We start from the raw sequence: 21,971 nt of genomic DNA on the forward strand, positions 1-21,971 counted from the left end.
AGACCGTTCTTCTCCGGACCTTTTAGGGCCTGGCACCTAAACAATTTCGATGCCCGTGGCGTGCTGATCGCACGGGTGGCGCGTTTTGCGGTAAAAATAGCACGACCGTTCGATTTGCGAGCGGTTTGTTTTTTCAACGCACCGCCACCTCGCATGAGCATCACCTCCACCGTCAAGCGCTCTCGCAGCGAACCCGCCGAGGTCCGACCCTTGCAGAAGGGCCAGCAGACCAAGGCCGCCATCGTCGATGCCGCGCTCGGTCTGGCCACGCAGATCGGCCTGGAGGGCCTGTCCATCGGCGCGCTGGCCGAGGTCATGCAGATGAGCAAGTCGGGCGTGTTCGCTCATTTCGGCTCGCGCGAAGAACTGCAGATTTCGGTGGTGCGCGAGTACCACGCGCGCTTCGAGGAAGAGGTGTTCTATCCCGCCATCCACACCCCGCGCGGGTTGCCGCGCTTGCGTGCGCTGTTCGACAACTGGATGAAACGCACCTCGGTCGAAATCGATTCGGGCTGCATCTACATCAGTGGCGCGGTCGAGTTCGACGACCGGCCCGGCCCGGTGCGTGACGCGCTGGCCAGCTCGGTCAACACCTGGCTCACTGCCATGCGCCGCGCCATCGAGATCGCTGTGGAAGAAGGGCACTTGCGCGCCGACACCGATGCCGCGCAGATGGGCTTCGAAATCCACGCCCAGATCCTGGCCTTGCACTATGAGGCGCGCTTCCTGCGAAGCCCCAATTCGCTCCAGCGCGCCCTCGCGGCGTTCGAGGGCATCGTCACCCGCTTCAGCGCGGTGCCTGCCTCGCCCCCCGCGGCGCGCCCGCGAAAGACGGCCGCATCCAAGGCCTGAACGTTCCCCTCTTTTCACAAACCCCACAGGAGTTCCCCATGCCCGTTTACAACCCGCCCCTGCGTGACATGCAGTTTGTGATGCACGAAGTGCTGAATGTGACCGCCGATCTGCAGTCCATGCCGCAACACGCCGAGATGGACGCCGACACCATCAACGCGGTACTCGAAGAGGCCGGCAAGTTCGCCTCGCAGGTGATCTTCCCTCTGAACATCAGCGGTGACACCGAAGGCTGCACGCTTGACAGGACCACCCACGAGGTCAAGACGCCGACCGGTTTCAAGGCGGCCTACAAGACCTACGTGGAAGGTGGCTGGGCCGCGCTGAGTTGTGATCCGGCCTACGGCGGCCAGGGCCTGCCACTGGTGGTGAACCAGTGTCTGTACGAGATGATGAACTCGGCCAACCAGGCCTGGACCATGTACCCCGGGCTCACGCACGGCGCCTACGCCGCGCTGCACACCTACGGCACCGATGCGCAGAAAGACGCCTACCTGCCCAAGATGACCAGCGGCGAGTGGACCGGCACCATGTGCCTGACCGAACCGCACTGCGGCACCGACCTGGGCCTGATGCGCACCAAGGCCGAGCCGCTGGCCGACGGCAGCTACAAGATCACCGGCAACAAGATTTTCATCAGCGCCGGTGAACACGACATGGCCGACAACATCATCCACCTGGTGCTGGCCCGCCTGCCCGACGCGCCTCCCGGCATCAAGGGCGTGAGCCTGTTCATCGTGCCGAAGTACCACGTCAACGCCGACGGGTCGCTCGGCGAGCGCAACGGCATCTACTGCGGTGGCCTGGAGCACAAGATGGGCATCCACGGCAACGCCACGGCGCAGATCGTGATCGACGGCGCCATCGGCACCATCGTGGGCCAGCCCAACAAGGGCATGCAGGCCATGTTCGTCATGATGAACGCCGCGCGCCTGGGCGTGGGCAACCAGTCTCTCGGCCTGACCGAAGTGGCCTACCAGAACGCCCTGGCCTACGCCAAGGACCGCATCCAGATGCGCAGCCTGACCGGCCCCAAGGCCAAGGACAAACCGGCCGATCCGATCATCGTGCACCCCGACGTGCGCCGCATGCTGCTCACCGCCAAGGCCTACGCCGAAGGCGGCCGCGCACTGGCCATCTACAGCTCGGTGCTGCTGGAAAAAGCGCACAACCACCCGGACGAAAAAGTGCGCAAGGACAGCGACGAGATGCTCTCGCTGCTCACGCCCATCACCAAGGCCTTCCTGACCGACAACGGCTACAACGCCGCCACCATGTGCCAGCAGGTCTTCGGTGGCCACGGCTACATCAAGGAATGGGGCATGGAGCAGTTCGTGCGCGATGCCCGCATCAACATGATCTACGAAGGCACCAACACCATCCAGAGCCTGGACCTGTTGGGCCGCAAGGTGCTGGGCAACAACGGCGCCACGCTGAAGAAGTTCGGCAGGCTGGTGGGCGCGCTGGTGATGGAAGAGGGCGTCAACGAGAAGATGGCCGAGTTCATCAACCCGCTGGCGGTGCTCGGTGAGCAGATCACCAAGTTCACCACCGAGATCGGCTTCAAGGGCCTGCAGAACGCCGACGAAGTGGGCGCTGCCGCGGTGGACTACCTGCGCGTGGCCGGGCATCTGGTGTTCGGCTACTTCTGGGCCCGCATGGCGCAGGTGGCGCTGCGCGAGATCGCGGCCGGCAACACCGACCCGTTCTACGTGGCCAAGCTGCAGACCGCACGTTTCTATTTCGCCAAGCTGTTCCCCGAGACCGCGACGCTGATGCGCACGGCGCGCACCGGCAGCAAGGTGTTGATGGACACCGACGCAGCGCTGGCCTGATCACCCGCTCCACCACCCACCGGAGACAGACATGAAGAAGACCGCCTTTGCCGCCCTGCTGAGCCTCGCCGCCGTGTCCGCCTTTGCGCAGATGTCGCCCGTGGGTCTGTGGAAGACCATCGACGACGACACCAAGAAGGAGAAGTCGCTGGTGCGCATCAAGGAAACCAACGGCGTCTACAGCGGCACCATCGAGAAGCTGCTCGACCCCACCAGCAAGCAAGACGCGGTGTGCGACAAGTGCACCGACGAGCGCAAGGACAAGCCCGTGCTGGGCATGACCATCCTGCGCAACCTCAAGCAGAGCGCCGACGACAAGACCGTGTACGACGGTGGCGACATCGTCGACCCGAACAACGGCAAGGTCTACCGCTCGCGCCTCAAGCCGGTCGACGACGGCAAGAAGCTGGAGATGCGTGGCTACATCGGCCCGTTCTACCGAACCCAGGTCTGGTTGCGAGTCGAGTGACCGCGAGCCTTTCCCCATTCATGGAAAACCAATGAACCGATTTCAAGTGAAGAAAGTCGCCGTGCTCGGCGCGGGCGTGATGGGCGCGCAGATCGCTGCGCACCTGGTCAACGTCAAGGTGCCCGTGGTGCTGTTCGACCTGCCTGCGAAGGAAGGCACTAAAAACGGCATCGTCACGCGCGCCGTCGAGAACCTCAAGAAGCTCAAGCCTTCGCCGTTGGGCGTGGCCAGCGATGCCGACCTGATCGGCCAGGCCAACTACGAAGAGCACCTGGAGCAGTTGAAAGACTGCGACCTGATCATCGAGGCCATCGCCGAGCGCATGGACTGGAAGCTCGATCTGTACACCAAGATCGCGCCCTTCATCGCGCCGCACGCCATCGTCGCGTCCAACACCTCGGGCCTGTCGATCACCAAGCTCAGCGAAGTGCTGCCCGAGGCGATCAAACCGCGCTTCTGCGGCATCCACTTCTTCAACCCGCCGCGCTACATGACGCTGGTTGAGCTGATCGCCACGCCCACCACGCAGCCACAGATCCTTGACGACCTGGAAACCTTCGTGACCAGCGGTCTGGGCAAGGGCGTGGTGCGCGCCAAGGACACGCCCAACTTCGTGGCCAACCGCATCGGCATCGCCGGCATGCTGGCCACGATCAAAGAGGTGGAGAACTTCGGCCTCACCTACGACGTGGTCGACGACCTCACTGGCAAGCGCCTGGGCCGCGCGAGCAGCGGCACCTTCCGCACCGCCGACGTGGTGGGCCTGGACACCATGGCCCACGTGGTCAAGACGTTGCAGGACAACCTGAACGAGCAGACCGACCCGTTCTACGGCAGCTTCGGCACGCCGCCGGTGCTGGCCAAGCTGATTGAAATGGGGAACCTGGGCCAGAAAGCCAAGGCCGGCTTCTTCAAGAAGGTCGGTCGCGACATCCAGCGCTTTGATCTGGAGAGCGGTGAGTACGTGCCCGCTGGCGAGAAGGCCGATGAGGTCTATGGCCGCATGCTCAAGCGCCCGGCCGCCGAGCGCCTGAAGCTCTTGCGCAACGCCGAAGGCCCGCAGGGCCAGTTCCTCTGGGCGATCCTGCGCAACAGCTTCCACTACGCCGCCGTGCACCTGGCCACCATCGCCGAGACCGCACGCGACGTGGACCAGGCCATGCGCTGGGGCTTCGGCATGAAGCAGGGCCCCTTCGAGCTCTGGCAGGAAGCCGGCTGGCTCGAAGTCGCGAAGATGGTTCAGGAAGACATCGATGCCGGCAAGGCGCTGAGCACAGCGCCGCTGCCCGAGTGGGTGTTCAAAGGCCCGGTGGCCGAGGCTGGTGGCGTGCACACCGCCCAAGGTTCGTGGAACCCGCCCCAGGGCGTGTTCGAAGCGCGCCGCTCGCTGCCGGTCTACGGGCGCCAGCACTTCCCCGAGCTGCTGCTGGGCGAAGCCGGGCCGAAGTTTGAGACCGCCGGAACCACCATCGAAGAAAACGACGCCATCCGCGTCTGGACGCTGGACGGCGACGTGCTGATCGCCAGCATCAAGACCAAGATGCACGCCATCAGCCCCGATGTGTGCGAGGGCCTGATGGCGGCCATCGACCTGGCCGAAAAGGAGTACCAGGGCCTGGTGGTCTGGTCGGGCGACGAGCCCTTCAGCGCCGGCGCCGACCTGCAGGCCATGCTGCCCGCCTTCATGGCGGTGGGCGTGAGCGCGATCGAAGACGCCGAAGGCTTCATGCAGCAGACCATGCTGCGCCTGCGCTATGCCAACGTGCCGGTGGTCAGTGCCGTGCGCGGCCTGGCGCTGGGCGGCGGGTGTGAGCTGGCCGTGTACAGCGCGCGCCGTGTGGTGCACATGGAGAGCTACATCGGTCTGGTGGAAGTCGGCGTGGGCCTGGTGCCCGGCGCCGGCGGCCTGACCTACATCGCGCGCCGTGCGGCCGAGAACGCCGAGACCTCCACCGGCAAGGACCTGCTCCCGTTCCTCACCGAAGGCTTCACCGCCGCGGCCATGGCCAAGGTCGGCACCAGCGCGCTGGAGTCCCGAAAGCTGGGCTACGTGCTGCACTCCGACGTGATCGTGCCGCACAAGGACGAGCTGTTGTTCGTCGCCATCAACGAAGCGAAGGCCTTGTTCAACGGCGGCTACCGCGCGCCGCACAAGCGCCTCTTCCCCGTGGCCGGCCGCGACGGCAAGGCCACCATCCTCGGCAGCCTGGTCAACATGCGCGACGGCGGCTTCATCAGCCAGCACGACTTCCACATTGCGTCGCTGATCGCGGGTGTGGTGACGGGGGGTGACGTCGATCCCGGAACGCTGGTGAACGAGGACTATTTGATGACGCTGGAGCGCCGCGCGTTCTGCTCGCTGATCGTGCATCCGAAGACGCAGGAGCGGATTCTGGGGATGCTGAATACCGGCAAGCCGGTGCGGAATTGAGCGCATGAAACCCGCCGAGGCCGACGTGTCTTACCCCCTCTCCCGCGTGCGGGAGAGGGTTGGGGTGAGGGCGGGCGCCAAAGTGAAAGCCCGTGGGTTGCGCGGCCAGATGACAGAAGACGAAACCCTGCTGTGGCAGCAACTCCGTGGTCGTCGCTTCCAGGATTTCAAGTTCCGCCGCCAGCGCCCGCTGGGGCCCTACATCCTCGACTTCGTTTGTTTGGAAGCGGGTTTGGTGATCGAAGTCGATGGCGGGCAGCACGCTGAGCAACAAGCGCATGACCTGGCGCGAACCGCCTTGATCGAGTCGCAAGGCCTGACCGTGATCCGGTTCTGGAACCACGAAGTCATGAATGAAACCCCTGCCGTGCTGGAGACGATCTGGCAGACGTTGCAGACCCTCACCCCGGCCCTCTCCCGCAAGCGGGAGAGGGAGTAATACCGAATTCCGAAAGTACCTCACCATGAGCAAACAGATCCAAGACGCCTACATCGTCGCCGCCACCCGCACCCCCATCGGGCGTTCGCACAAGGGCTCGTTCAAGCACCTGCGCCCGGACGACCTGCTGGCCCACGCGCTGCGTTCGGCCATGGCCCAGGTGCCGGGCCTGGACCCGAAGGCCGTGGAAGACGTGATCTGCGGTTGTGCCATTCCCGAAGGGCAACAGGGCCTGAACGTGGCGCGCATCGGCGCCATCCTGGCCGGCCTGCCCAACTCGGTGGGCGGCATCACCGTCAACCGCTTCTGCGCCTCCGGTCTGTCGGCCGTGCAGATGGCGGCCGACCGCATCCGCGTCGGTGAAGCCGACGTGATGATCGCCGCCGGCGCCGAGAGCATGAGCATGGTGCCGATGATGGGCAACGCGCCCAGCCTCTCGCCCGCGATCTTTGCCAACACCGATGACGTCGAGAAGTACGGCATCGCCTACGGCATGGGCCTGACGGCCGAGAAGGTGGCGCAGCAGTGGAAGGTGTCGCGCGACGCCCAGGACGCGTTTGCGGTGCAGTCGCACCAGCGCGCCGTGATCGCGATGAAGAACGGCGAGTTCACCGACGAGATCACGCCGGTGGAAGTGACCGATCGCAGCGTGGACCTGGAGACCGCCGAGGTCACGACACGCAGCCGCATCATCAGTCTGGACGAAGGCGCGCGCCCCGATACCTCGCTCGAAGGCCTGGCCAAACTGCGCACCGTGTTCGCCGCGCGCGGCTCGGTCACCGCGGGCAACAGCTCGCAGACCAGCGACGGCGCCGGTGCGCTGATCCTGGTGAGCGAAGCCGCCTTGAAGCGCTACAACCTCACGCCGTTGGCCCGTTTTGTGAGCTACGCCTCGCGTGGCGTGCCGCCGCACCTGATGGGCATCGGCCCGGTGGAAGCGATACCTGCGGCGCTGAAAAACGCAGGCCTGAAGCAGGACGACATCGACTGGTTCGAGCTCAACGAAGCCTTCGCCGCTCAGTCGCTGGCCGTGATGAACACGCTCGGCCTGGACCCGGCCAAGGTCAACCCCATGGGCGGTGCCATCGCCCTCGGCCACCCGCTGGGCGCCACCGGTGCCATCCGCGCCGCGACCGTGGTGCACGCGCTGCGCCGTCACAACAAGAAGTACGGCATGGTCACGATGTGCGTGGGCATGGGGCAGGGCGCTGCGGGAGTGTTCGAAAGGGTGTGAACAAGCACCCCCCGCGCCGCTGCGCGTCACCCCCAAGGGGCGGCACTGGCGGCCCGGCAAAGCCGGTTCCGCGGTGCCTCTGGATGAAGGCACGTCAGCCTGAAACCAATGGGTAGGGAAGCACCGTGTTCAAGGTCTGCCCAGAAACAGGTACAGCCCCGTGTAGCCCTTGGGCGCGCTGACCACGCCCAGGTACAGCGGGCCCACGCCGGTGTCGGCGCCGATGAAGAGGCTGGTGCCGGTGCGCAGGCCCTTGAAGCTGATGTCCCTTCGGCTGGCCCAGGCGTTGCCTGCTTCGACCGACGCGCCAGCGAACAGGGCGCGCGCCACGTTCACGCTCCATGGCAGGCGCTGGTAATAGGTGAGCCGCCCGAACAGCAGGTAGTTGCCCGCCACCTGGCCCACGCGGTAGCCCGAGAGCTGCTGGAAGCCGCCGAGCGAGTATTCGTCGATGGCGCCGGTCGGAATTTGCGTGGCGCGCGCGAAGCGGCCGCCGAGGTTGAAGCTGTGGCGGCCCCAGGTGTGCACGGCCGTGCCGCTGGCCTCCAGCCGCGTGAAGCCGGTGCTGGCGCCGCTGTCCAGGCTGCGCCGCCCGGCGGCCAGCTCGCTCTGGATGCGGTAGCCCGACGAGGGGAAGTTGGCGAAGTCCAGCTGGTCTGAAATCACCGCCGTGCGCAGGCCCGCGTCGCGCCACCGCTGCGAGGAGATCACCTCGCCCGAGTCGACCACGCTGGCCGACACCAGTTCGGGCACGGCCTTGTTCAGGCCCAGCTGCAGGCCCACGCGCAAGTCGCCGTAGCGCCCCAGCAGGCCGATGGGCCAGCCGATGTCTGCGCCCAGCCGCAGGCTCTGGCGCCGGCCGATGCCCTGCGCGCTGCCGTCGCTGTCGTACACCTCGATGCGTTTCAGGCTGGCGTCGGTGTAGGCGGCCACGAAGGCGTCGTTGGTCCGGCCCAGTGGCTGGTAGAGCTCGGAGTAGCCCGCCAGCGTTTCGCCCAGTTGCAGGCGGTTGCGCCACTCGGCGCCGGTGTCGTTGAGCCAGTGGCGGTTGTGGCTGATCAGCAGGTTGAAGGCGCCACGCCCTTCAAAATCGGTGCGCAGGTCCATGCCCAGTCGCAGGTAGTTGGGGCCCCAGTCGTTCTCGCGCAGGTTGACCACCAGCGTTTCGTCGGTGCTGCCGCGCAGGCGCTCCAGCCGGTAGTCCACCCGGTCGTAGTCGCCGCTGGCCGCGAGCCTCTGCAGGTCGGTCTCGATCTGCTTCACGTCCACGCGCTGCCCTGGCGCGGTGTCCAGCGTGAGCGCGAGCTGCTCGGCACGCGCCTCGGGAACGCCCTCGAAACGCACCACCTTCACCTGGCCCATGCCCTCGGCGTAGGCCTGCGCGTTCATGCCACGCGCCGCGCGCCACTGCGCGTAGCTGGCCTCGTCCACCGCAAAGCGAGCCAGCGCCTCGCGCATCGAGCGCGCGTGATCGGTGCCGATGCCCACCATCGCCTTGGCCTGATCGAAGTCGGCCGAGGTCAGTTTGCCCAGGGGCGGCTCCAGCAGCAGGTCGGTCGGCTTGAGGGTGGCGATGCTGGCCTGCACGTTCTGCTCGGTCAATATGTTGACCATCTGCGTCGTGATGCCCAGCAGGCTGCCCAGGGTTTCGCGGCCGGCCAGCGGCGTGCCGATGTTGACGGCGATGATCACGTCCGCGCCCATGCGCCGGGCCACGTCCACCGGCAGGTTGTTCACCAGCCCGCCGTCGCCCAGGATGCGGCCGTCCACCTCCAAGGGCGAGAACACGCCGGGCACCGACATGCTCGCGCGCAGCGCCGCCGCGAGATCCCCGTGGTCCAACACCACCGCGCGGCCGGTCTCCATGTCGGTGGCCACGGCGCGGAACGGCGTGGGCAGGCCGTCAAAGGTGGCGAGCAGGCGGGTCGAGAGCGTGTAGCGACGCAACAGCATTTCGAGCGAGCGGGTGGACACCGCGCCCGTGGGCAGCCGGAATTCGCCGTCGCGAAAGCCCACCTGCAGCACCGGCGACAGCTCGAAGTCCTCTTCCTTGCGGCGTTGCGACAGCAGCTGGCGTGGCTCGCGCCGCTCGAACACGTCGCCCCAGTCCACTGCCAGGATTTCGCGCTCCAGATCGTCGGCCCCCATGCCGCTGGCGTAGAGCCCGCCGATGATCGCGCCCATCGACGTGCCGACAATGAAGTCCACCGGCACCCGCGCTTCTTCCAGCACCTTGAGCACGCCCACGTGCGAGATGCCGCGCGCACCGCCGCCGGAGAGCACCAGGCCCACGCGCGGCTTGCTCACCTCCGCCGCAGGGGGCGCCGTGGTTTGCGCGAGGGCGGGGCTGGCGAGCAGCAGCGACAGCAGGCCCGCCGACAAGGCGCGGGCCAGTGAAACAAGGGGGGAAAACGGCATGGGCGGCACTCGAAGAAGGTCGGGTGAGACGCAGTGTAGGTGCGGCCTCGGCGTGTGTCGCCGATTGGGCACGGCGCCCCAGACGCCGCGCCGCTTTCATGTTAATTTGGCGCCCTTCTTCGCGTGCCCTGCTTCCTGTGGCCCGTGCCCCATTTGCCCAACACCGATTGCCATGAGCGACATCCTCGTCCACACCGAAGCCGGCGTCACCACGCTCACCTTCAACCGCCCCGACAAGAAGAACTCCATCACCGCCGCCATGTACGGCGCGCTGGCCGATGCGCTCGCCGCGGCGGCCGCCGACCCGGCCGTGCGCGTGGTCGTGTTCCAGGGCAACGAAACCACCTTCAGCGCCGGCAACGACATTGCCGACTTCCTGAACAACCCGCCCGCCACCGAGGACTCGCCGGTGTTCCGCTTCCTGCGCGGCATCGCGCAGTTTCCCAAGCCGCTGCTGGCGGCCGTCTGCGGCCCGGCCGTGGGCGTGGGCACCACGATGCTGTTTCACTGCGACCTGGTCTACGCTGGCGACAACGCCGCGTTCTCCATGCCCTTCGTCAACCTGGGCCTGTGCCCCGAAGCGGCGTCGAGCCTGCTGGTGCCGCAGATGATGGGCTACCACCGCGCCGCCGAGGCGCTGCTGCTGGGTGAGCCCTTCATGGCCGAGGCCGCGCTCGAGGTGGGCCTGGTTAACCGCGTGCTGGCGCCGAGCGAGACCACGGTCTACGCGCAGGCCGTGGCGCGCCGCCTCGCCGCCAAGCCGCTGGCCTCGCTGGTCGAGACCAAGCGCCTGATGAAAAAGGGCAACGCCCAGCAGGTCATGGCGGCCATGGCGGAAGAGGGCGCGAGCTTCGGCCGCATGCTCGGCGAGCCGGCCGCGAAAGAGGCCTTCGGCGCCTTCATGGCGCGCCGCAAGCCGGATTTTTCGGCGTTGTGATCAGCGGCCCTGGGGCCATCACCCTTCAAGCGTTCAGCCTGGCCACCCAGTAGGTCGCCCCCTCAGCACCGTAGCGCTCGGCGTGCGGCACGCCGAGTTCGAGCTCGAACAGATCGCCCGGCACCAGGTGCTGGGTCTCGTCGCCCACGGTGAGCCACAGTTCGCCCTTCACCACCAGCCCCTTTAACGCGAACGGATGGCTGTGGGTGTCCAGGGCTGTGTCGGGCGCCTTGACCCGCTCCAACACCTCGTCAAAGCCCTCGGCCAGAGCCTGGCTCTTGAAGGTTTCAAACGACTTGGGCATGGCGATCTCCTCGGAGAAGTGGACAGGCATTGCATCACGCTGGCGCAAGCCCTGACGTCTTCAAGGGTTTGCTTTGAACCGCCTGTGTAGGATCGCCATCTTGATGCCCGATACGCGAAAGGTCTGCCATGTCTTACATGCTCCTCATCATCGAACCCGAAGGCCAGCGCGCCACCCGCACCGAAGCCCAAGGCCGCGAAGCCTATGCGCAGATGCAGCGCTTCGGCGAGGGGCTCGCGGCCGACGGCAAGCTCAAGGCGGTGGAGTCGCTCGCCGGCCTCTCCAGTGCCGTTCGCGTGAGCCACGCCGGGGGGCGCGCGCAGGTGCTGGACGGCCCGTTTGCCGAAGCCAAGGAAATGATCGGCGGTTTCTTTCTGTTGCAAAACGTGGACCGCGAAGAGGCCATCGCCATCGCCCAGCGCTGCCCCGCAGCGCAGTGGTGCACCGTCGAAGTGCGGCCGCTCGCGCCGTGTTTCATGTGAAAAACTGATTCGGGTTTCCCCCTAATCCGGGCGTGTCGAAAACCGGCAGGCTGCTTCGTCGTACCCACATACAGACAAACGACCAGGAGCCTTGCCCATGAACACCTTGCACTTCGACATCCTGATCCACGCACCGCGCGAACACGTCTGGCGCACCATGCTGTTCTCGCCCACCTACGAGCGCTGGACCGCCATCTTCTGCGAAGGCTCCAGCTATGAAGGTTCCTGGGACGCCGGGTCGACGATCCGCTTCTGCGCCCCGAACGGCGACGGCATGGTGTCGGTGATCGACGCGCACCGGCCGGCCGAGTTCGTGTCCATCCGCCACATCGGCATGATCCACAACGGCGTGGAAGACACCACCAGCGAAGCCGTGCGCGCCTGGACCCCGTGTTTCGAGAACTACACGTTTTCCGACGAGGCCGGCGGCACCCGCGTGCGCGTGGATGTCGACGTGTTCGGCACCTATGAGGACTGGATGGCGCAGACCTGGCCCAATGCCCTGCAGTCGCTCAAGACCCTCTGTGAAACCACGGCCTGAGGAGACCGCCATGCGATTCATGATCATCGTCAAGTCCTGCGCCGAGTTCGAGGCCGAGGTCAGCCCCGAAGCCCCCGAAGAACTCATGGCCGAAATGGCCGCCTACCACGAAGAACTGGCGCGCGCGGGCGTGCTGCTCGACGGCAGTGGCCTGCACCCCAGTCGCACCGGCTGGCGCATTCACTACGACGCGGCTGGGCAGCGTGTCGTGGACGGCCCGTTCGCCGAGGCCAAGGAGCTGATCGCCGGCTACACCCTGATCCAGGTGCGCTCGCGTGAAGAGGCCATGGAGTGGAGCCGCCGTTTCCCCAACCCCGCCGGTCGAGGCAAAGAAGCCGTGATCGAGCTGCGCCAGCTCATCGAGCTCGACGAGTTCCCGCCCAGCGAGGCGCTGGAGCAGATGAAGGCCATCGATCAACTCGTCAAACCCTGAAAGGAGAACCGCCATGTTTCGCCAGATCTTCGTCAACCTGCCCATCAAGGACATGGCCCGCTCGATGGCCTTCTTCAAGTCACTGGGCCTCAGCTTCAACCAGCGCTTCACCAACGAGCAGGGCGCCTGCCTGGAGATTGGGGAGAACTTCTACGCCATGCTGCTGGTCGAGCCCTTCTTTCAGGGCTTCACCCAGAAGCCCATCAGCGATGCGCACAAAGCCACCGAGGTGCTGATTGCCCTGTCGGTCGACAGCCGCGCCGAGGCCGAAGCCGTGGTCGCCAAGGCCGTGGCCGCCGGGGCCACCACGCCCAACCCGCCGCAGGACCACGGCTTCATGTTCCAGCACGGCTTCGCCGACCTCGACGGCCACCAGTGGGAGGTGTTCTGGATGGACGAATCCGCCGCCCCCGAGCAGATGTGAAATCCCGCTCCCTCTCCCGCCAGTGGGAGAGGGCAGGGGTGAGGGCCTTGTTTGCATTCCGCCGTCCACAACACCATCGCCGCCGTCTGGCGCATCGAGTCCGCCCGCATCGTGGCGGCGGTGGCGCGGCGTGTGCGCGACCTCGGTGTGGCCGAAGAGCTTGCGCAGGACGCGCTGGTGGCCGCGCTCGAACACTGGCCGACCAGCGGCGTGCCACAGAACCCCGGTGCGTGGCTCATGACGACGGCCAAGAACCGCGCGCTCGACCACCTGCGCCACCGCCAGATGGCCGACGCGCGACACGGCGACATCGCCAGCGACCTCGAAGCCATGGAGGCCCATGTGGTGCCCGACTTCAGCGACGCCATTGACCAGCAGCGCGAGCGCGCCACCCTCGGCGACGACCTGCTGCGCCTGATCTTCACCGCCTGCCACCCCGTGCTCGGCACCGACGCGCGCGTGGCGCTCACGCTCAAGCTGCTCGGCGGCCTCACCACCCATGAGATCGCGCGCGCCTTCCTCGTGCCCGAGGCCACCATCGGCCAGCGCATCGTGCGCGCCAAGCGCACGCTCGCTGACGCCCAGGTGCCCTTCGAAGTGCCGCAGGGCGCACAGCTGATCGAGCGCCTGGGCTCGGTGCTGGAGGTGGTTTACCTCGTGTTCAACGAGGGCTACACCGCCACCAGCGGCGGCGACTGGATGCGCCCCGAGCTGTGCAACGAGGCCCTGCGCCTGGGCCGCATGCTGGCCGAGCTCGCCCCCGATCAGTCCGAGGTGCACGGCCTGGTGGCGTTGATGGAAATCCAGGCCTCGCGCACCGCCGCGCGCACCGACCGAGAGGGCCGGCCCGTGTTGCTCAACGATCAGAACCGGGCCCGCTGGGACCACCTGCTCATCCGCCGTGGCCTCGCTGCGCTGGCGCGCGCGCAGGCCCTGAACCAGCCGCTGGGCAGCTACCGCCTGCAGGCCCAGATCGCCGCCTGCCACGCCCGCGCGCCCACCACTGAGGCCACCGACTGGCAGCGCATCGCCGCGCTCTACGCCCAGCTCATGCAGGTCGCGCCCTCGCCTGTGGTCGAGCTCAACCGCGCGGTGGCGGTGGGCATGGCCGACGGCCCCGCGACCGGTCTCGCCATCGTCGATACGCTGCTGCAGGACAAGGCCCTGCAGCGCTACCCCTGGCTGTGTGCGGTGCAGGGCGACCTGCTGGACAAACTGGGCCGGCGGGACGAGGCACGCGCCGCGTTCCTGCGCGCCGCGGCGCTGGCCAGCAACGAGCGCGAACGCACGCTGTTGCAGGGGCGGGCGCAGGGGCCAGCGGCTGCCGGCTGACAGGTCGTCGATGGTCTACCGGTAGCCGATCAGGCGGCCGGCGGTGATCACCCCCAGCCAGAGCACGATCGACAGCAGCCCGTGCAGCCGCCAGACCCGCTGGTGCGGCGCGCCTTGCGCAAGCTCCATCCGCCGCCAGCCCGGTGCCAGGCGCAGCAGCAGCGCGTTGAGCACAGCCGTGCTCAGCAGCGCCAGCTTGATGCCGAACAGCGGCTCCACCACATAGTCCAGTGGACGCGTCGCAAAGAGCAGCGAACCGGTGGACAGCGCGAGCACCAGCCCGGTGACTGAGACAGGCACCAGCGTGCGGGCGAGGTGCTCCAGCGGCGTGCGCGAGAAGCAACCGATCAAACGCAGATCAAGCGGCACGATGGCGCCGAACAGCAGCGCAATGCCCACCACGTGCCCGGTGTTGACCAGGGGGTACAGCCAGACTGACGAGCGCAACAGCGCCGAGAGCCCGCTGGCCTGCAGCGCCGTGGCCAGGGCGTCCACCACGGGCATCAAACGCCCATGCCGCTGGGCAGCGGGAGCATCAGTTGCGATCCGGGTAGAGGTTAAACGTCTTGCCGTCGATGACCAGGCGTTCGGCCTTGAACACCTTCTTCTTGGGATCGCTGTGCTTGTGGCCCGACACGGTGAGCTTCACGCCCTTGACCAGCATCGCGTCCTTCAGCCCGGCTTGCTCGTTGCGCCACGGTTGGCCCACCTCGACGATCCAGTTGGCGCCTTCGACGGCCAGCGTCAGTTCGCCATGGGGATTGCCGAGCTTGGCCGCGACGATGGTGCCGGTGAGTTCGGCGTTGACGTCCTCGGCCCAGGTCCAGCCGTGGTGCGCCGCCGCAGGAAGCGCCGCGGCGATCACCAGAAAGGCCGCCGCCAGGGGTCGAAGCGCTCTCAGCCAAAAGGGTGTTGGTGTCGGGGACATGAAAACTCCTTGTTGAAGAGACAGGGACCGTGCGCGCGCATCCTCGGCATGAGGCTCGCCGCGGGACGCTCATTGGACAACCCTCCGTGCTGCGCACTGCGGGGCTGAGCGCCTTCGGAGCGGCCGGTCGGCGCTCATGACGCTCACCAGTTTGCGGCGATGCGTGTGTCCGCGCAATCTTTGACCCTGCGCGACCCAGGCACTTTTGCGGCGCGCACGCCGCCCCGGCCGGGCTTCTTCAGGCCTGATCAGTGGCGTGCGGCGGCTCGATCTCGAGCGTGAAGGCAAACGTGGCGCCCTGGCCCCGCGTGCTCCGGGCCACGATGAGGCCGCCGTGGCGCGCCACGATGCGCTGCACCGTGGCCAGCCCGATCCCGATGCCCGGGAACTCGTCCTGCCGGTGCAGGCGGTGGAAAGGCTGGAACAGATGGCCGGCCCGGGCCGGGTCGAAGCCGGCGCCGTTGTCGGCCACGCCGTACCAGGTGCCGTCGGCGTCGGTGTGGCTGAACACGCGGATCTCCGCATCGGGCTTGCCGCTGCTGTACTTCCAGGCGTTGTCCACCAGGTTGGTGATCACCACGTCCATCATGCGCGGGTCGGCCGTGACCCGCAGGCCGGGCTGCACGCTCACCGTCACCTGGCGCTGCGGCTCGCTCGCGGCCAGCTCGGCCAGGCGGCGCTGGGCCAAGGCCGAGAGGTCCACCGGGCCGAGCGTCATGTCGTCGCGGGCGCTGCGGGAGAGCACCAGAATGCCGTCGATCAGCCCGCTCATGCGGTGGCTGGCGGAGGTGATGCCGTTCAGGCAGGCCCTGGCCGATTCATCCAGCTGCTCGGCCAGGTCCTGCTGCAACACCTGGGCGTAACCGTTCATCGCGCGCAGCGGTGCGCGCAGGTCGTGGCTCACCGTGAACGCAAAGCTGTCGAGGTCGCGGTTGGCGGCGCTGAGTTCGGCGGTGCGTTCCTGCACGCGCCGCTCCAGCGTGGCGTTGAGCAGCAGCACCTCAGCCTCGGCGCGCTTGCGGTCGATCATGTTCGTCGCGTAGCCGATGCGGGTCACCGGGTGCCCGTCGGCATCGCGCAGCACCGTGAGGTCGATCAGCACCGGAAAGCGGCTGCCGTCCTTGCGCACGTGTTCGCACTCGAACGCGGCGTGGGAATGGTGGGTCATCGTCTGAACCATCTCGCGCAACTGCGCCTGGCCATTGTCCGAAAACAGCTGCGAAAGCGGCATGCCCGTCATTTCCTCGCGCTGGTAGCCGCGCTCGGCCGCGAAGGCCGGGTTCACCGCGATGACGGTGTTGTCGCGCGCGTCCGAAATCACCTGCCCGAGCTGCGCCTGCTCGAAGGACTCAACCCAGAGGCGGAGGCGGTCCTCCGCTTCGCGGCGCTCGGTGACATCGACAAAGGTGGACAGCAGGCCGTCGTCCAGCAAGATGCCGTGGATCTGCACCGTGCGCACCGTGCCGTCTTTTGAGGTCGGGCGGAATTCCCCCATGTTGATGTCGCCCTTGCCGCCGTCGGTGCGCTCCACCGTGTTCTTCCAGCTGGCCTCGATCTCGGCGCGATAGACCGGGTCTGGGTAGGCGAGGCGCCGCCAGGCTTCCATGGTGGGGATCTCGTCCGCGGTGTAGCCGAAGAGTTCACCGAAGCGCGCGTTCCAGGTCAGGATGCGGCCGTCGCGTGACACCAGGCGCATGGCCACCGGTGCGTCTTCGAACAGGCGGCGAAAGCGGGCCTCGCTCTCGCGCTGTTGCGCGGCGGCTTCGTCCAGGCGGCCGCGCACGTCATTGATCTCTGAAATCTCTGTGCTCGCGCTGGTGCGCGTCGCCGGGTGGGTGGTGTCCACCAACGAGGCCACGGCCCGCCCCAGGCGGCGGCTGGCCACCGTGCCGCCCAGCACGCCGGTGAAGGTCGCCATCAGCAGGCCCATCAGCAACAGGCCGCCGTTGCTCGTCAGCGGGGCCAACTGGACCGCTCGCGAAATCTCCAGCTCCACCCGCCACGGCGCGCTTTGCAAGGGGGTCACGAAGCGCCCGGTCTGTGCCACGTCGCGCGCAGCGTCGAAGCCCGGCGGGGCGAGCCGTGCAATGGTGTCGCCGCGCCCGTCGCGCAGGGTCATGGCCCAGCCCTCGGGCAGCGTGATTTGTTCGATGCGCTCCTGGAACTGGCGCGCCTCGAAGGTGCCGAGCACCACATGACTGACCCGGCCCTCCCGCAGCACGGGCACCGCCATGGCCACCAGCAGCGTCTGAGCCACAGGGCCGATGAAGCTGTCCCCGACCGCCGGCTGGCGGGTCAACACAGCGGCCGGCGCCGCCGCATGGCCTTTGGGGCGGGGCAGGGGCGGCAGGGCGTTGCCATAGGGCGCGCGCGTGTTGAACAGCATCTGCATCGGCTCGTCCGCCGTGGCCAGCACCACGTGCCCGTCGAAGCTCTTCTGATAGCCCTGCGCCTGCTGGTACAGGATCGGCCACTGCGCCGGCTCGTCCAGCAAGGGCGAGATCGCGACCATGTTCAGCCCCCGGATGCGCGAGCGCAGGTACTGGTCGACCGAGCTGGCGAAGTTCTCTGTCATCTGCTCGGCCGCCTGCCGCTGGCCGACACGCAGCGTCTGCACGCTGTCGTAGGCCAGCCAGATGGACAGCATCAGCAGCGGAAAGATGCACAGCCACAGCAGGCGCGTGAGGTAGGTCCTGAGCGGGATGCTGCGGTGCGGGAGCGAAAGGGTGGTGCTCATGCCGGGTGTGTGGGAGGACAGACCTTTGGGGTGGATGGCAGCTCAGCGTGGGGCGGGCCTGCGCTGTTCAAACCATCGTAGCGGGCTGTCGCGGTGCGGCCGCTGGCGGGCTGGTAGATCGTGCCACCCCGGGCGATCAACCTTCGGCGCCTCCACAAGACCCGACCGGGCACGCCGGTTGCCGCCTGCGTGTAACCTGTTTTTGTCGGTGCACCGCACCATCTTCTGTAGACCTCCCCATGAACACATTCGGCAAGCGCGCCCTGGGCGCCCGCCTCGAACGCATGCAGGCCTCGCCGCGCTGGGCGGGCGGGGGCTTTCGCAACGTCTACCCCATCGCGCCAGGCCTGCGCGACTCGACCGTGCCTCGGCCCACGGTGCGCGAGTTTCTGTCCAACGGCAACCGCCGCGTGCCCGGCGCGCCGCTGCCTTCGATGGACCCGCGCGAGGCCTGGGGCCGGCCCAACGCCAGCGGCCTGCGCGCCACCTGGCTCGGCCACTCCACCGTGTTGCTTGAAATGGACGGCCACCGCGTGCTCACCGACCCGGTCTGGGGCACGCGCGCCTCGCCCTTTCGCCTGCTCGGTCCCAAGCGCTTCCAGCCCGTGCCGCTGCGCCTGCGCGAGATGCCCGAGGTCGACGTCGTCGTGATCTCGCACGACCACTACGACCACCTCGACTACCCCACCATCCGCGCCCTGGCCCGCAGCAGCAACGTGCCCTTCGTCACCTCGCTCGGCGTCGGCGCGCACCTGCAGGCCTGGGGCATCGCGCCCGAGCGCATTACCGAGCTCGACTGGTGGGAAACGCACCGCGTGCCCGGCACCAGCCTCACCGTCACCGCCGCCCCCTCGCAGCACTTTTCAGGGCGCACCCTCAAAGACCGCAACGCCACACTCTGGTCGTCCATGGTCATGCGCAGCGAGCGCCACGCGGTGTTCTTCAGCGGCGACACCGGCCTCACCAGCGAATACGCGCTCATCCGCGAACGCCTCGGCCCGTTTGATCTCGTGATGCTCGAAGTCGGCGCCTTCCACCCCTCGTGGGGCGACATCCACCTTGGCCCCGAGAACGCGCTCAAGGCCCACCAGCTGCTCGGCGGCGGCGCCTTTCTGCCGGTGCACTGGGGCACCTTCAGCCTCGCTCTGCACGCCTGGGACCAGCCCGCCGAAACCCTGCTCAAGCTCGCCCCCTCGCGCGAGCTGCTGCTCATGCCCCGGCTGGGCGAAGCGGTCGAGCCCGCTCAGCAGCGGGCGGTGCAACCGTGGTGGCGCGGGGTGGGTGCGGGGCGGAGTGCGGTTGTTCCAGACGCTGAGCCACACGGCACCCGCGCGCCGGGCGATCTGCCCTGGCCCTTGGATTGAGAGACTGAGCGTGCCCCGGGTCACGGCGAGTTCAGATCGTCCTTTTGCCCAGTCCCCGCGGGCGTTTTCATGGCGTCGTCCGGCCACACGATCAAGAGGGAAGCTTTCTTCTCTTTGTTCGCCTTGCGCACCTCCAGGCCCCTGAGCCAGACCAGCACCAGCAAGATGAACGCCGTGGCCAGAATGGCGGTGGCCTCGCGCCCCAGGCCGGCCGACATGCCCACCGCCGCCGTGGCCCAGATGGTGGCCGCCGTGGTCAGGCCGTGAATGCGGCCCTCGTTGCCCATCTTCAGCACCGCGCCCGCGCCCAGAAACCCGATGCCGGAGACGATGCCCTGCACCACGCGGCTCAGCCCGTCCGGGCCCATGCCCGCTTCGGCCGGCACCAGCACGAAGAGCGCGGCCCCCAGCGACACCAGCATGTGGGTGCGCAACCCGGCATCGGCGTCGCGGCGCTCGCGGTCCCAACCGATCACCGCCCCCAGCAAGAGGGCAACCACCATGCGCGCGGTGACGCGCGTGACCTGCTCAACCTGAAGCAGATCGGAGAACTCGGCCCGCAGGGTGGCGACGACGATGTCCAGCACGTGGCCCCGGCCTACGGCATCGAAATGCCAGCCAAGGCGTCGGTGGTGGACAACACGTCCTCGGACGCCACCGCAAAGTCGCCCAGCGACACGATGCCCACCAAGCGCTTGTCGCTGTTCACCACGGGCAGGCGCCGGACCTGCAGCTTGCCCATCATGTCGGCGGCGGTCTCCACCGTGTCGTTCTCGTAACACCAGATCACGTCGTTCGACATCACCTCGCGAACCCGCGTGTCGCAGCCCTTGCCCTCGGCCACCGCCCGCACCGCAATGTCGCGGTCGGTCACCGCGCCGATCAGCCGGTCGTTCTCGCCCACGGGCAGCATGCCAAAGCCCTCGTCCCGCATCCGCGCGGCGGCGTCCTGCAGGGTCGCCTCAGGGCCGATCACCTTCACGTCGGGGCTCATCACGTCTTTGAGCAGTTGCATCTTTGTCTCCAGTTCAAGGTGGGTGGGGTGTGTGGGCGCCGATGACGCCGTTCGCCATGGGTGCGCCACCGGCGGCCGGTCGGCGCATGTTCTCAAAGTGGGGGCTGGGCTTCTGTGCGGCTTCGCACAGAGGGCTGCGGAACGCGATGCGCCGTGCCGAGGAATAGTTGGTTTGGGATGACCCTGCTGCTGAGCCACTTCGAGCCAATGCTGCGTCGGTTGTTGACGACTCGGAAGAACTCGCTTTACAGGGCTGCATTCCCGGGAGCGGTATGCACACGCTGATTTGCAAACTCGCTTACCGGGCTTGATGCAGTAAGTTCTTTAAACCTGCTTGTGCAGAGTGCGGCTGAGAGACTACCCTTGGCGTGGCTGTTGGGTTTCCTTGCCGTTGCGTTGATTTGCTCGTGAGATCGTGTGCTTTGTTGCTCGTGTCTTGAGTTTGCCTGGTTGTTTTTTGGGTGCCAAAAATGCCTGTTAAGTGGAAGAAAAAATTTCGCCCTGAATTGATTCTGAAGAGAATTGCTCAAACCCGAACTCGTAATCCGGAGGGCAAAGGATCTTCATTTGCCGGGCTTGAGGTCAAATCTTGCCTTCCTTCTCTCCATACGATGCTCGATTTCCCGGAAGTTGCTAAAAATATGGATCATGCAACGTTAATTTGGAGAGCTGCTGCATACGATCCCGGAGAGTTGACGAAGGAGAGCTTTCTGAGAGAATTGAATAAACAGTTGTCGGCATCGCTATCGATTCGCGAGGAGCCTTATTCTGTTCTCACTGCAATGTCTCTGCATGGAGACCTTCCTTTTAGTCGAATGGTGATTGAGGGGGTGGAAATAAAATTCTACAAGAACTCATATCCAAGAAAATTCAATATTCATCGAAAAACGCAGGTGGAGCAGAGGCGGATACCTGTGGCTGAGAGTCCTCCGGCTTACGTGAAGATTGTTGCAAATTTGAAGGCAAAAACGCCTGCTTTGGCGTTTTCAGGCGCAATCAGAGTGATCGACTTGTATCGTGCTCTATGGTGCTTGTATTGCAATTCTGAAATGGAACTCATTGGGCGCAGCTGGCAACCCATTAATGCGATACGCCTCGGGGCGGTTCACACTGTTCACTCATCAACTGGAGCCACGCCTAAGGATGAGTTTTGGTTTGAGCCATACCACGCGCCAATAGATGCGTTAAGGCCGAATAATTTCGAAATAATTGTAGGTAAAGTCCAGCGTGACTTTAGATTAATTAGGCTGCACCCATATCGTGATGACATCTTAACTTCTCTGTTGTTGTTTGTGCGTGCTTTAGATGAATGGAACCAAACTACAGCGTTTATTCGTTTGTGGGGTGCTCTTGAAAGACTAGCATCGCCCGGGCGTGGAGACTATGAGGCTGTGGTGCGTAGATGCTCATTTCTTTGGGATGATGTGGGCTTCGCTACTCAGACTCTAGAGCATCTTCGAGAGTATCGGAATGGGTTTATGCATGCGGGAATCGAAAGTGAGCATGCTAAAACCTATTGTTTTCAGCTTCAGCAGCAGTTTAGAGCTCTTGTGCGGTTCCATATTGGAAACGGCAATCGCTTTAGGAGTTTGAATGACGCGAATGAATTTCTGTCGCTGCCATCCGATCTATCGTCTTTGGGGAGGCTAAATAAAGCTGTCACCTACGCTAGGGAACGTCTGCAGAACCGTCGCCACTGGCACGGGATGTGCGAGATTGACGTTATGAAACAGATGAGCCTGAGCGAGAGCGGATTCGAGCGCAAGACCAAGAGAACGCGCAAGCGCGAGTTCCTC

General features: G+C 66.1%; 21 protein-coding genes. 14 read left to right on the plus strand and 7 right to left on the minus strand.

Features of this window, described 5'->3' with window-relative positions; all coding sequences use genetic code 11:
• The first annotated feature begins 153 nt into the window (after positions 1 to 153).
• Genes B0E41_RS10155 through B0E41_RS10180 form a run of 6 tightly spaced genes read left to right on the plus strand, consistent with a single transcriptional unit; the run spans position 154 to position 7,260 of the window.
• Positions 154 to 852, plus strand: coding sequence for a TetR/AcrR family transcriptional regulator (locus tag B0E41_RS10155; RefSeq protein WP_077330975.1), 699 nt, complete (start codon positions 154 to 156; stop codon positions 850 to 852).
• A gap of 38 nt (positions 853 to 890) precedes the next feature.
• Positions 891 to 2,687, plus strand: a complete 1,797-nt coding sequence (locus tag B0E41_RS10160; protein WP_077330976.1) for an acyl-CoA dehydrogenase C-terminal domain-containing protein — start codon at positions 891 to 893, stop codon at positions 2,685 to 2,687.
• A gap of 31 nt (positions 2,688 to 2,718) precedes the next feature.
• On the plus strand, positions 2,719 to 3,156 hold the full coding sequence (locus B0E41_RS10165) for a DUF2147 domain-containing protein (protein ID WP_077330977.1): 438 nt from the start codon (positions 2,719 to 2,721) through the stop codon (positions 3,154 to 3,156).
• Positions 3,157 to 3,187: 31 nt separating this feature from the next.
• The gene (locus tag B0E41_RS10170; protein WP_077330978.1) at positions 3,188 to 5,587 is read left to right on the plus strand and encodes a 3-hydroxyacyl-CoA dehydrogenase/enoyl-CoA hydratase family protein; all 2,400 of its coding nucleotides are present in this window, start codon (positions 3,188 to 3,190) and stop codon (positions 5,585 to 5,587) included.
• A gap of 4 nt (positions 5,588 to 5,591) precedes the next feature.
• Positions 5,592 to 6,026 carry an endonuclease domain-containing protein gene (locus B0E41_RS10175; protein ID WP_077330979.1) on the plus strand — a complete coding sequence of 145 codons (435 nt, stop codon included), beginning with the start codon at positions 5,592 to 5,594 and terminating at the stop codon, positions 6,024 to 6,026.
• 25 nt (positions 6,027 to 6,051) lie between these two features.
• The gene (locus B0E41_RS10180; RefSeq protein ID WP_077330980.1) at positions 6,052 to 7,260 is read left to right on the plus strand and encodes an acetyl-CoA C-acyltransferase; all 1,209 of its coding nucleotides are present in this window, start codon (positions 6,052 to 6,054) and stop codon (positions 7,258 to 7,260) included.
• A gap of 129 nt (positions 7,261 to 7,389) precedes the next feature.
• On the opposite strand, the gene B0E41_RS10185 is transcribed toward B0E41_RS10180, so the two are convergent.
• Positions 7,390 to 9,678, minus strand: a complete 2,289-nt coding sequence (locus B0E41_RS10185) for a patatin-like phospholipase family protein (protein ID WP_077330981.1) — start codon at positions 9,676 to 9,678, stop codon at positions 7,390 to 7,392.
• 172 nt (positions 9,679 to 9,850) lie between these two features.
• On the opposite strand from B0E41_RS10185, the gene B0E41_RS10190 reads away from it, so the two are divergent.
• Positions 9,851 to 10,615, plus strand: coding sequence for an enoyl-CoA hydratase (locus B0E41_RS10190; RefSeq protein WP_077330982.1), 765 nt, complete (start codon positions 9,851 to 9,853; stop codon positions 10,613 to 10,615).
• 25 nt (positions 10,616 to 10,640) lie between these two features.
• Here the strand turns inward: B0E41_RS10190 and B0E41_RS10195 are convergent, their stop codons facing one another.
• On the minus strand, positions 10,641 to 10,919 hold the full coding sequence (locus tag B0E41_RS10195) for an AraC family ligand binding domain-containing protein (RefSeq protein WP_077330994.1): 279 nt from the start codon (positions 10,917 to 10,919) through the stop codon (positions 10,641 to 10,643).
• Between the two features lie 128 nt (positions 10,920 to 11,047).
• Here B0E41_RS10195 and B0E41_RS10200 point away from each other — a divergent pair, with 128 nt between their 5' ends.
• The 5 genes from B0E41_RS10200 (at position 11,048) to B0E41_RS10220 (ending at position 14,131) form a co-directional block, all read left to right on the plus strand.
• On the plus strand, positions 11,048 to 11,401 hold the full coding sequence (locus B0E41_RS10200) for a YciI family protein (RefSeq protein ID WP_077330983.1): 354 nt from the start codon (positions 11,048 to 11,050) through the stop codon (positions 11,399 to 11,401).
• A 97-nt stretch (positions 11,402 to 11,498) separates the two neighbouring features.
• Positions 11,499 to 11,942 carry a hypothetical protein gene (locus B0E41_RS10205; RefSeq protein WP_077330984.1) on the plus strand — a complete coding sequence of 148 codons (444 nt, stop codon included), beginning with the start codon at positions 11,499 to 11,501 and terminating at the stop codon, positions 11,940 to 11,942.
• 10 nt (positions 11,943 to 11,952) lie between these two features.
• Positions 11,953 to 12,375 carry a YciI family protein gene (locus B0E41_RS10210; RefSeq protein ID WP_077330985.1) on the plus strand — a complete coding sequence of 141 codons (423 nt, stop codon included), beginning with the start codon at positions 11,953 to 11,955 and terminating at the stop codon, positions 12,373 to 12,375.
• A 13-nt stretch (positions 12,376 to 12,388) separates the two neighbouring features.
• A complete protein-coding gene (locus tag B0E41_RS10215; RefSeq protein ID WP_077330986.1) occupies positions 12,389 to 12,799 on the plus strand; it encodes a VOC family protein in 411 nt (136 codons plus the stop codon).
• A gap of 51 nt (positions 12,800 to 12,850) precedes the next feature.
• Positions 12,851 to 14,131 carry an RNA polymerase sigma factor gene (locus tag B0E41_RS10220; protein ID WP_077330987.1) on the plus strand — a complete coding sequence of 427 codons (1,281 nt, stop codon included), beginning with the start codon at positions 12,851 to 12,853 and terminating at the stop codon, positions 14,129 to 14,131.
• 15 nt (positions 14,132 to 14,146) lie between these two features.
• On the opposite strand, the gene B0E41_RS10225 is transcribed toward B0E41_RS10220, so the two are convergent.
• From B0E41_RS10225 to B0E41_RS10235, 3 genes are all read right to left on the minus strand, one after another.
• Complete coding sequence (locus B0E41_RS10225) at positions 14,147 to 14,635, minus strand: hypothetical protein (RefSeq protein WP_077330988.1); 489 nt, start codon at positions 14,633 to 14,635, stop codon at positions 14,147 to 14,149.
• A gap of 31 nt (positions 14,636 to 14,666) precedes the next feature.
• Positions 14,667 to 15,059 carry a DUF6152 family protein gene (locus tag B0E41_RS10230; protein WP_143433767.1) on the minus strand — a complete coding sequence of 131 codons (393 nt, stop codon included), beginning with the start codon at positions 15,057 to 15,059 and terminating at the stop codon, positions 14,667 to 14,669.
• Between the two features lie 238 nt (positions 15,060 to 15,297).
• Entirely contained in the window at positions 15,298 to 17,796 is a 2,499-nt protein-coding gene (locus tag B0E41_RS10235; protein WP_077330989.1) for a PAS domain S-box protein, read from the minus strand.
• Between the two features lie 239 nt (positions 17,797 to 18,035).
• Here B0E41_RS10235 and B0E41_RS10240 point away from each other — a divergent pair, with 239 nt between their 5' ends.
• Complete coding sequence (locus B0E41_RS10240; RefSeq protein WP_077330990.1) at positions 18,036 to 19,160, plus strand: MBL fold metallo-hydrolase; 1,125 nt, start codon at positions 18,036 to 18,038, stop codon at positions 19,158 to 19,160.
• Positions 19,161 to 19,180: 20 nt separating this feature from the next.
• Here B0E41_RS10240 and B0E41_RS10245 read toward each other — a convergent pair whose 3' ends face one another.
• Positions 19,181 to 19,747, minus strand: coding sequence for an MgtC/SapB family protein (locus B0E41_RS10245; protein WP_253194761.1), 567 nt, complete (start codon positions 19,745 to 19,747; stop codon positions 19,181 to 19,183).
• A gap of 11 nt (positions 19,748 to 19,758) precedes the next feature.
• Complete coding sequence (locus B0E41_RS10250; protein WP_077330991.1) at positions 19,759 to 20,175, minus strand: CBS domain-containing protein; 417 nt, start codon at positions 20,173 to 20,175, stop codon at positions 19,759 to 19,761.
• 470 nt (positions 20,176 to 20,645) lie between these two features.
• On the opposite strand from B0E41_RS10250, the gene B0E41_RS26555 reads away from it, so the two are divergent.
• The coding region (locus tag B0E41_RS26555) for a hypothetical protein (RefSeq protein ID WP_143433768.1) at positions 20,646 to 21,971 on the plus strand (1,326 nt) is incomplete at its 3' end.

It is taken from the genome of Hydrogenophaga sp. A37 (assembly GCF_002001205.1).
Lineage (GTDB): Bacteria > Pseudomonadota > Gammaproteobacteria > Burkholderiales > Burkholderiaceae_C > Hydrogenophaga.

Bases quoted from the DNA above. Each gene is read 5' to 3' on its own strand.
- B0E41_RS10155 (WP_077330975.1), top strand. From the start codon at position 154: ATGAGCATCACCTCCACCGTCAAGCGCTCTCGCAGCGAACCCGCCGAG.
- B0E41_RS10160 (WP_077330976.1), top strand. From the start codon at position 891: ATGCCCGTTTACAACCCGCCCCTGCGTGACATGCAGTTTGTGATGCAC.
- B0E41_RS10165 (WP_077330977.1), top strand. From the start codon at position 2,719: ATGAAGAAGACCGCCTTTGCCGCCCTGCTGAGCCTCGCCGCCGTGTCC.
- B0E41_RS10170 (WP_077330978.1), top strand. From the start codon at position 3,188: ATGAACCGATTTCAAGTGAAGAAAGTCGCCGTGCTCGGCGCGGGCGTG.
- B0E41_RS10175 (WP_077330979.1), top strand. From the start codon at position 5,592: ATGAAACCCGCCGAGGCCGACGTGTCTTACCCCCTCTCCCGCGTGCGG.
- B0E41_RS10180 (WP_077330980.1), top strand. From the start codon at position 6,052: ATGAGCAAACAGATCCAAGACGCCTACATCGTCGCCGCCACCCGCACC.
- B0E41_RS10185 (WP_077330981.1), bottom strand. From the start codon at position 9,678: ATGCCGTTTTCCCCCCTTGTTTCACTGGCCCGCGCCTTGTCGGCGGGC.
- B0E41_RS10190 (WP_077330982.1), top strand. From the start codon at position 9,851: ATGAGCGACATCCTCGTCCACACCGAAGCCGGCGTCACCACGCTCACC.
- B0E41_RS10195 (WP_077330994.1), bottom strand. From the start codon at position 10,919: ATGCCCAAGTCGTTTGAAACCTTCAAGAGCCAGGCTCTGGCCGAGGGC.
- B0E41_RS10200 (WP_077330983.1), top strand. From the start codon at position 11,048: ATGTCTTACATGCTCCTCATCATCGAACCCGAAGGCCAGCGCGCCACC.
- B0E41_RS10205 (WP_077330984.1), top strand. From the start codon at position 11,499: ATGAACACCTTGCACTTCGACATCCTGATCCACGCACCGCGCGAACAC.
- B0E41_RS10210 (WP_077330985.1), top strand. From the start codon at position 11,953: ATGCGATTCATGATCATCGTCAAGTCCTGCGCCGAGTTCGAGGCCGAG.
- B0E41_RS10215 (WP_077330986.1), top strand. From the start codon at position 12,389: ATGTTTCGCCAGATCTTCGTCAACCTGCCCATCAAGGACATGGCCCGC.
- B0E41_RS10225 (WP_077330988.1), bottom strand. From the start codon at position 14,635: ATGCCCGTGGTGGACGCCCTGGCCACGGCGCTGCAGGCCAGCGGGCTC.
- B0E41_RS10230 (WP_143433767.1), bottom strand. From the start codon at position 15,059: ATGTCCCCGACACCAACACCCTTTTGGCTGAGAGCGCTTCGACCCCTG.
- B0E41_RS10235 (WP_077330989.1), bottom strand. From the start codon at position 17,796: ATGAGCACCACCCTTTCGCTCCCGCACCGCAGCATCCCGCTCAGGACC.
- B0E41_RS10240 (WP_077330990.1), top strand. From the start codon at position 18,036: ATGAACACATTCGGCAAGCGCGCCCTGGGCGCCCGCCTCGAACGCATG.
- B0E41_RS10250 (WP_077330991.1), bottom strand. From the start codon at position 20,175: ATGCAACTGCTCAAAGACGTGATGAGCCCCGACGTGAAGGTGATCGGC.